Genomic DNA, 8,369 nt, shown 5'->3' with positions numbered 1-8,369 from the left:
ATAAAAAAAATTGAAGGTTCCACATTAAACATAATGATTGATGGTAACCTATCGGAAAAAATAAGCCCTGGTGAATTAATATTTTCAATGAATGTAAATACCACAAGGCCGCAGGATAAATTTATAGAAATAAGGGGCAATGACAGGATAATATATCTTACATATGGCAAAGAAAACAATGTTATAAATAATATAGATGACCTATTATATTTATATGAGGTGTAAAAATGATATCAACGCTCTATAAAATTGGTATTATATCATATTTTAAAAATAGGAATTCATTAATCTGGAGTTTTGGATTTGTTCTGGTATGGATCTTAATATATGCATATGGTTTCCCGGCACCATCCGGAGCATATTTAAAATATACAGAATCCACATATATATCTTTCATATTGTTATTTGGAATAAGCGTATCCATGGCATCCGTGGTTTTTTACACAGTATCCATGAATCTATCGATACCCTATATTACAAGGTTTAATAGGGTAAAATCATATGAGGTATCGTTTTCAAATATATTATCGTCCCTAACATTTAGCATGGTAGTGGGCATTTTTGCCATAATATTTTCATTATTAATATTCAGGCTTAGATTTTCCTCAGTATATATCAAAAATATATACATGCTGATATTTATATTAATCGTTATATCACTATTTTTCACACTTTTAGGCCTTCTTTTTTCATACCTGCTCAGCCTCTTAAATCAGGTAGGGTCGCTTAAATTTATTTCACAAATTCCAATGATCCTAACCTTTATTCTTGTGCTTGGACTGCAGATTTTCAGAAAGCCAGGCCCTGATCTAATCTATTATTCACCATTCAATGCAATGTTTTCGATAATAATTTATTCCTTAACAGGAAAAGCCGGAATTAATTATTACCATTCTGGATTAAATACAAATTTGCTATTAATATCCACATTAATATGGATTCTATCCATGGTTATTCTTGTATATGTCCTTGAAAAATTGTATGAAACTTCCGGTAAAAGAAACCAGTACACACTTGAGGATATTTTTAAATAATTTTTAACTTCTAATCAAAAAGACCAGCACATTAGTGCATTTGTAAATTATTAAAATGCAATTTTCTTTTAATTTATTTTAAAAATTTACAAAAAAATGCTCCGGTCGGGATTTGGACCCGAGTCGGGGGATTGAGAGTCCCTAATGCTTGGCCGGACTACACCACCGGAGCCTAGATTCTGTATTTTTTCCTGCTATATAAGTTATTTCACTACCTGCCAACAATGTATAAAAATAAGCATTTTAAATGTGTATAAATGTATTATTAATTATTAAAGGCAAAGTATATTTATAGCGATTTAATTGTTATTTATATGAGGCCAAGAACATTTAAAATTATTGTAATATCGGTGGCATTAATATTAATTATTCCAGCCTCGGTACTGGCCTTTAATTATTATAAGGAAGAAAAAAAATTAGATTCAAAAAATCCATTTGATTATATACCATCAAATTCAACAGCCGTGGCAACGGTTAACCAAAACAATTCAACCTTTTATATTTATGATGTGCATGGATCCCTTGGCATAATAGCAAATATTTCATACAACATACTTCCAAGCAACAGTACCAGAATTTTTTCACCGTCTGGAACTTCAACTTATGCATCAATGCTAAAAAATATAACTGTAGAAACAATGGTAATGCAGCAGACAACAGTTTATGAGGTAAAGAACCTTGACATAGGGCAGATAATTAGTGGAATTGCAAAGACAAACCTAACCGCACTAATATCAAATGAAAGCACAAATGTTTATGTTTATACTATATTAAATACATATGTTGTCATGGGTGAAAAGGAGGCAATAAATGATTCACTTTACTCACATATACATAATTATACGGCTAAACCCATTGAAAAATACCTAAACATGAATATTAATTCATCAATATATTATAATCTGAGCTCATCAGGTATTGGTGCAAGCTACATGACATTAAATATTACAGAAAATAAAACGTTGATAAACATGCATTTTAATTCATCAACCGATGCATTAATATTTGACCTGGCCCTAAATGCAGCGCTTAGAGCGAAAAGCAATGTAACCAGTGTTCTTGGCAGGCCCACAGTTATATCCAGTGGAAACAATTTAATAATAAAATATAACAAAGGTTTTAGCGATATCGGTATACTAATTAAAGCCTTAAATATAAAATCGTAATTTGATGATGCATGTCAAAATTGTTAACAGTTTATTTACAGTACATAAAAAATTATTACAGGTCTAAAAGCTTTTTTCTTATGCTTTTTTTGATTATTATAATCAGTGCAATGATGGTTTATTTTTCTTTTAAGTATGTAAATGATCTTCCAAAAATTCTTGGTTCAAATGCCCTGCCATTGGGCCTAAAAATTGCATTATTTTACTTTTTATGGTCATTAATATTGTTATACATACCTGTTTTTGCATCGGTATTTTTTGGTTCACCTGCAATTTCCTCAGAAATTGAGAATAAAACGGCATTTTATATATTTCCATTGCCAATAAACAGGCACAAACTCTTCGTTGGTAAATTCCTTGCCGCATTCAGTGTTACACTGGTCATAGTGCTTATTTATATAATAGTTGAGGCTGCCACGCTTTCATTTATATTTAAAAAACCACCTGAAATATATTTCTATTACTCATTGGTGCTCCTAATATTATTTGTGCTCTCAATGACATCATTAACCTTCATGATAAGCGCAATATTTAATAAAAACACCTATGCATATATATCTGTCCTTTTAATTTATTACATTGTTTTCTATGCAGGGTCCTTTATTATAGAACTTTTATATAAAATAGACCCATTTTACCTTCTAAGCGATGCGGCAAGCATTATACAGAGGGTTTATGTGAATATAAACACAGAGGATTTTTTTGCAAGACAGAGCCTGGCGCCTGCACCCTTTCCAGACATTATGCTGGCAGGCCTTATTATGTTTGTATATTTTGTTGCAACCTTTGTCATAGGCCTCTTTTTGTTTGATAGAAAGGAGGTGCAGTAATGGAGATCAGGCTTGATCATATAACCAAAAAATACGGGAAGATAACCGCACTAAATGATATAAACCTTACATTTTCTGGTATCGGATGCACCGGACTTTTGGGGCCTAATGGTGCGGGAAAAACAACAATGCTAAAGCTCATGACAAATATAATCAGGCCAACTCATGGTGAGGTTACAATCAATGGCATAAATGTTTCAGATTATCCTGAAAGGGCACTGAGTTTTCTCGGGTCCTTAATAGAACAGCCAGAGTTTTATGGGTATTTAACATCCAGGGAAATACTAAATTTTACCGGAAAAATAAAAGGTTTAAAAAATGAGGAGATAAAATCAGAAATAGACAGGTTATCAAAAATAACACAGATTTCGGGGTTTCTTGACAGGAAAACTGGTGGATATTCAAGGGGTATGAAGCAGAGGCTGGCACTTTCTGTTGCATTGATGGGCAATCCAGAGATAGTTGTGCTTGATGAACCAACATTTGGACTTGACCCAAAGGGAATGAGCGAGATTCATTCATTAATTAAGGAGATATCAAGGGATAAGCTGGTTATTTTAAGCACTCACCTGTTATATGAGGCAAGGGAGCTATGCAACAGGGTGATAATTATTAACAGTGGAACCATAGGCCATGATTCAAAAACTGAGGAAAACAGGGAAATGCTGAAAATTACACTGGAATCCGATTATAATAATAATCTTGATGGAAACATACACCCATTCAGGGTAAATGGAAATGAAATTATTCTGGAAAAACCACCTGATATGCACAACGATGATATTATAAATATGTTCTCAAGAAATGGCATGCATGTTAAATATGTGGAAAAATATGATGACCTTGAGGAAATATATATATCATTAACAAAGGATAGCGGCTATGGTACATAATTTTCAAAAATATAATCAAAAAGCCTGTGTGGTGATGCATAGTTTGTTCCGTTAATATTGTAGTATTTTTTATGGATAACCTTTAAAAACGGTATTCCCTTTTTGGACATGTAATCATATATTTCCGAGAAGACATTCCTGTCATTATCAATGAATATGTACATTGCGGCATCCTCAATACAATTTAAGATATCAGCGGATATATTTTTTATTGACATGATTCTTACAAAGCGGTAATGATTCATGGCCCTGCCAGAGCTTATGCTTACCTTATCATTGTGCAGGATGTTTCTGTAACTGTAGTTTGTGTATTCATCAATATTTACCTTATTTAAACCCATTTCAATATAATAATATGTTGAATTTGCGGGCAGATTTCCATCCAATGATTTGTATATTCCGGAATGCATGGATATAAATGTAAAATAATTTATATCCTCTAAATTTCTGACTATATCAAGAAAACCATTTTTTTCATAACTCATCATACTTTTTTTCACCCTCCAGTGTTTTTTCTATTTTTTCTATTTCCTTATGCTTGGCCTCTATTAGACCTGAAATAATATTATTTCTCCATGCCTCATTTATTATTTCCTCATAGGCATCATCAAGGCTTTTGAAATAACCTGATGATACGGCCCTCTGAAGGCTTTTTTCAATAATTGGATTTACATGTAATGTGTTATTTTTTGAAATTATACCTATTCTTAGATTGGATATATATTCAAGAACTGCAAGCCTTATAAATTCCGATCTGTTTGTATAATTAGAATTTGTGGATAAAAAACTGTCAATTTCCTCAAGTTCCTCCTTTGATATTCTTAATGTAAGTTTTTCAGTTTTATCCCTCATTAAAAGTATAAGATTATAATAGTATATATTTTTTTCTTTTGTATGTACAAAAATATATTTTTGTATGTATTTATTTTTTTATTTTTAATTTAATATTATAAATAAAAACCTATTTTACTAATTTATAAAAATATAAAATATAAAATCCATTTTTATGTGAAAGAATTAAAATAATGTACATTTTATTAAATAATATTATAATAAAATAATGTTAATATCCATTAAAGGCATTACCAATTATGGGCTTTGATTATAATAAATTATTAAATGATGCTTCAGATGTATTATCACAGAAAAATAAATTCGAGGAAAGGCTTAAGGTACCGGAGCCAGATATAATATATGAGGGTAAGACCACGATTATCAGGAACTTCCTTGATATAGCAGACATGCTTAACAGGAATCCCGAGGATATTGTAAAATACTTAACAAAAGAATTCGGTATTGGGGCCAACATTGACCAGAGAAGGCTAATTATTAACAGAAAGATCAGTGAGGAGGAAATAAGGGCGAAGATGGACCAGTATATGGCCACCTATGTTTTTTGCTATGAATGCAATTCACCTGATACTGTCATAGAAAAGGTGGGCAGAACCAGCCTGCTTGTTTGCAAGGCGTGCGGCGCCCAGCATCCAATAAGAACTGTTAGGGAAATCAAGGAGGAGGAATCAGAGTTATCAGAGGGCAAAACGTATAATGTTACTGTAACAGAGATAGGAAGATCAGGTGAAGGCCATGCAAGATATGGAGATTTTATAATATACATACCCGGTGTTAAGAAGGGGCAGAATGTAAGGGTATTAATTAAAAAGATTAGAAAGAATATAGCCATAGCCGAAGTTGTAAAATGAAAGAGACCTTAATTACAGATACAAATTCCCTAATATATTCAATAAAAAATAGGCTTGATATAAGAAATGCAATTTTAAATTTACCGGTTGCATTTGAAATATTAATTCCTGAATGTGTAATAGATGAATTAAAGGGATTATCAAGGACATACTGGTATGCCGGGGCGGCCCTAAAATATTCAGAGTATTTCAATGTTATTAGGTCCTCAGGGAGGGGTGATGACTGTATATTAAAAACGGCTGAGGCTTTAAATTGCTATGTTCTAACCAATGACCGTGGGCTCATACAGAGGTTAAGGTCTAAAAATATCAGGGTTTTAATTTTCTCCCAGGGTAAAACAATTAAAATGATTTAAAATTCATTTTTTATGCTTTAATTTATTTAATATATTGCCGAAATTAATATTTTATTAAAATATAATATTAATATTGTCATTTATTTTAAAATTATTATTTGTTTATTTATTTTCCTATCATAATGTTTAAATTTAAGGATAAGATTAAAAATTATATCCTTTCATGATCTATCTTACCCATAAAACCACCACAAAAAACAATCAAAAAATTGAACAATTGCTGAAAAAGATAAAATCTGGGTAAAATAACCATGAAAAGAATATAGGGTGATCATATGGAAAGTGATATAAATTTGGGTTTGGAAGATGTATTTATTAAGCATACATCATTGACATACATAGATGGAATTAAGGGCATACTTAGATACCGCGGATATGATATTAATGACCTTGTCAGTAACTGCTCCTTTGAGGAGGTTTCATATTTAATGATTTATGGTGAGCTTCCCAATAAAAAGCAGCTGGATGAATTTACAAAAGAATTAAAGGAGCATTACAAACTGCCAAGGCATGTGCTTAGCCTTATTTCAGAGCTGCCAAGGGATTCAGATGCACTGACAATGATGGAAACTGCCTTTGCATCCATGTCATCCGGTGAGTACTCATGGAATAAGGAAAATGATAGAAAACAGGCAACAAAAATACTTGGTGAAAACCTGGGCATTATTTCCAACATTTACAGGCATAAAATGGGATTAAGATTAAAGGAACCTGACCCAAAATATGGATATGCCGAGGCATTTTTAAGAAACTGCTTTGACAATGTCACTGAGGATGAAATTAATGCAATGAATGCCGCTCTTATAATCTATATTGACCATGAGGTGCCAGCATCTACCACGGCCGCCTTAATCGCCGCATCAACATTATCAGATATGTATTCATGCATTACTGCTGCAATTGCCGCATTGAAGGGGCCACTGCATGGAGGGGCTGCTGAGGCGGCATTCAACCAGTTTCTGGCCATTAAAAAACCCGAAAATGTGGATTCCTGGTTCGAAGATAATATTGTGAAGAAAAATAAAAAGCTCATGGGATTTGGCCACAGGGTTTATAAAACATATGACCCAAGAATGAAAATATTTAAATCAATAGCGGAAAAGCTGGCCATTACTGACGATGAAAAGAATTTGCTTAAAATAGCAGAAAATCTTGAAGACCTTGGAATAAAAAGATTTTCCTCAAAGGGTATATATCCAAATACAGATTATTATTCAGGGCTTGTATTTAACGAAATTGGATTTCCGGTATATACATTCACAGTATTATTTGGATTTTCTAGGGTTCTTGGATGGGTTGCACATATCTCGGAATACGTTGAAAATGAGGAGAGGCTTATAAGGCCAAGGGCGGTTTACATAGGGCCTGGGGAAAAACAGTTTAAAAAAATTGATGAAAGATAATTTTTTTATTTTATGGAAGTTACAAAAATATTTAATTTTAATTGAAATATAAGTCTATGGCAAACAAGAAAATTTCTATTATTGGCGCTGGCGCTGTTGGAGCCAGTGTGGCACAGGTTCTGGCAATAAAAGATGTGGCCGACATATATATTTTTGATATTGTTGACGGGCTTGCTGCTGGAAAGGCTCTTGACATTCAGGAGGGTGCACCCCACTGGGGTTTTGATTATAAATTGAGGGGTTTCTGCACCGCTGATGAGAAAGAGTATGAAAATTTAAAGGGTTCTGATGTAATAGTTGTTACTGCTGGTCTTGCAAGGAAGCCGGGAATGAGCAGGGATGATTTACTTCTAAAAAATATAGGCATAATGAAGGATGTTGGAGAAAAAATTAAAAAATATTCTCCCGAATCAATTATAGTTGCGGTTACAAATCCTGCAGATATAATGGCATATGCACTTCAAAAGGCATCTGGCATAGAACCATCTAGAATTCTCGGGCTTGGTGGATCACTGGATAGCGCAAGATTTAGAACATTTCTTGCAGAGGCTCTTGATGTTTCCGTTGAGGATGTAAATGCATTTGTCATAGGCGGCCATGGGGATGATATGGTTCCATTCATAAGATACTCAAGTGTATCTGGAATACCAATAGAACATCTTCTTCCAAAGGAAAAAATAGATGAAATTATCAAAAGGACAAGATTCGGTGGTGGTGAGATACTCAACCTTTATAAAACAGGAACTGCTTTTTATGCACCCTCAATATCAATAGCTGTAATGGTGGAATCCATAATTAAAAATAAGAAGAGGGTAATTCCATGTGCTGCATACCTCACAGGTAATCATGCAAAACACTATGGAATAGAAAACATGTTTATTGGAGTACCTATTAAAATAGGTGCCAGTGGTGTTGAGGAAATCTATGATTTACAGTTTAATGAGGAGGATAAGGCCGCATGGGAGAAAAGCGTTGAATCTGTAA

Annotated in this window: 11 protein-coding genes and 1 tRNA gene; 9 read left to right on the top strand and 3 right to left on the bottom strand. The window is 33.1% G+C overall.

The features are described 5' to 3' along the window. Both QXW15_RS07555 and QXW15_RS07550 read left to right on the top strand, forming a co-directional pair. A partial coding sequence (locus tag QXW15_RS07555) for a hypothetical protein (RefSeq protein ID WP_342790267.1) occupies positions 1-225 on the top strand: 225 nt, incomplete at its 5' end. Between the two features lie 2 nt (positions 226-227). Beyond that, positions 228-1,034, top strand: a complete 807-nt coding sequence (locus tag QXW15_RS07550) for a hypothetical protein (protein WP_342790266.1) — start codon at positions 228-230, stop codon at positions 1,032-1,034. 97 nt (positions 1,035-1,131) lie between these two features. Here QXW15_RS07550 and QXW15_RS07545 read toward each other — a convergent pair. Further along, positions 1,132-1,206 (bottom strand) — tRNA-Glu (locus QXW15_RS07545). A 142-nt stretch (positions 1,207-1,348) separates the two neighbouring features. Here QXW15_RS07545 and QXW15_RS07540 point away from each other — a divergent pair. From QXW15_RS07540 to QXW15_RS07530, 3 genes are read left to right on the top strand one after another with little or no spacing between them, the layout of a single operon-like run. Next, positions 1,349-2,200, top strand: coding sequence for a hypothetical protein (locus QXW15_RS07540; protein ID WP_048102367.1), 852 nt, complete (start codon positions 1,349-1,351; stop codon positions 2,198-2,200). Positions 2,201-2,211: 11 nt separating this feature from the next. Continuing rightward, a complete protein-coding gene (locus QXW15_RS07535; RefSeq protein WP_048102368.1) occupies positions 2,212-3,030 on the top strand; it encodes an ABC transporter permease in 819 nt (272 codons plus the stop codon). Beyond that, positions 3,030-3,923, top strand: a complete 894-nt coding sequence (locus tag QXW15_RS07530; RefSeq protein ID WP_342790264.1) for an ABC transporter ATP-binding protein — start codon at positions 3,030-3,032, stop codon at positions 3,921-3,923. The genes QXW15_RS07535 and QXW15_RS07530 overlap by 1 nt, the downstream gene beginning before the upstream one ends. Here the strand turns inward: QXW15_RS07530 and QXW15_RS07525 are convergent. Continuing rightward, the gene (locus tag QXW15_RS07525; protein ID WP_054964324.1) at positions 3,911-4,408 is read right to left on the bottom strand and encodes a hypothetical protein; all 498 of its coding nucleotides are present in this window, start codon (positions 4,406-4,408) and stop codon (positions 3,911-3,913) included. The genes QXW15_RS07530 and QXW15_RS07525 overlap by 13 nt on opposite strands. Continuing rightward, a complete protein-coding gene (locus tag QXW15_RS07520; RefSeq protein WP_048102371.1) occupies positions 4,398-4,775 on the bottom strand; it encodes a ribbon-helix-helix domain-containing protein in 378 nt (125 codons plus the stop codon). Before QXW15_RS07520 ends, QXW15_RS07525 begins: the two co-directional genes overlap by 11 nt. A 239-nt stretch (positions 4,776-5,014) precedes the next feature. Between QXW15_RS07520 and QXW15_RS07515 the strand changes: the two genes are divergently transcribed. The 4 genes from QXW15_RS07515 to mdh form a co-directional block, all read left to right on the top strand. Next, a complete protein-coding gene (locus QXW15_RS07515) occupies positions 5,015-5,626 on the top strand; it encodes a translation initiation factor IF-2 subunit beta (RefSeq protein WP_287954756.1) in 612 nt (203 codons plus the stop codon). After that, positions 5,623-5,982, top strand: coding sequence for a PIN domain-containing protein (locus QXW15_RS07510; RefSeq protein WP_055041134.1), 360 nt, complete (start codon positions 5,623-5,625; stop codon positions 5,980-5,982). Before QXW15_RS07515 ends, QXW15_RS07510 begins: the two co-directional genes overlap by 4 nt. Before the next feature lie 275 nt (positions 5,983-6,257). Further along, complete coding sequence (gene gltA, locus QXW15_RS07505) at positions 6,258-7,385, top strand: citrate synthase (protein ID WP_287949946.1); 1,128 nt, start codon at positions 6,258-6,260, stop codon at positions 7,383-7,385. A 56-nt stretch (positions 7,386-7,441) separates the two neighbouring features. After that, positions 7,442-8,369 (top strand): malate dehydrogenase (mdh, locus tag QXW15_RS07500; protein WP_342790260.1); only part of this gene is annotated, 928 nt, incomplete at its 3' end.

The organism is Acidiplasma sp. (assembly GCF_038728925.1).
In the GTDB taxonomy this organism is placed as follows: Archaea; Thermoplasmatota; Thermoplasmata; order Thermoplasmatales; family Thermoplasmataceae; genus Acidiplasma; species Acidiplasma aeolicum.
Note: the sequence above shows the minus strand (reverse complement) of the source record. Positions and strands in the feature narration are given on the sequence as shown.